Raw genomic sequence first — 261 nt, 5'->3', positions numbered from 1 at the left:
CCCAAACCCTATAAATGGGTCAAATCCGCAGACGAAATCCTCGCCTCCGTCAAACGCTTCTGCCAGAAAACAATGAACCGAACTTCAGATTCGGGTGACTAGGGTTGAGACTCAATCATAGCCAGTACGCAACTGCTGCAGCGAGCATGACGGCAGATAGATAATTCCGAGCGAGCTTGTCGTACCGTGTGGCGACGCGGCGGAAATCCTTGAGGCGGCAGAACATTGCCTCGACGCGCCAGCGGTCCTTGTAGCGCTTCT

General features: G+C 54.4%; 1 protein-coding gene. It reads right to left on the bottom strand.

The window, feature by feature from the left end; translation table 11 throughout:
• Nucleotides 1-115 precede the first annotated feature (115 nt).
• Nucleotides 116-261, bottom strand: a 146-nt coding sequence (locus tag DQG18_RS15895) for a transposase (RefSeq protein WP_157970221.1), incomplete at its 5' end; no start/stop codon positions are given.

The organism is Pelagibacterium sediminicola (genome assembly GCF_003390885.1).
In the GTDB taxonomy this organism is placed as follows: Bacteria; Pseudomonadota; Alphaproteobacteria; order Rhizobiales; family Devosiaceae; genus Pelagibacterium; species Pelagibacterium sediminicola.
This window is presented reverse-complemented; position numbering and strand designations above follow the sequence as displayed.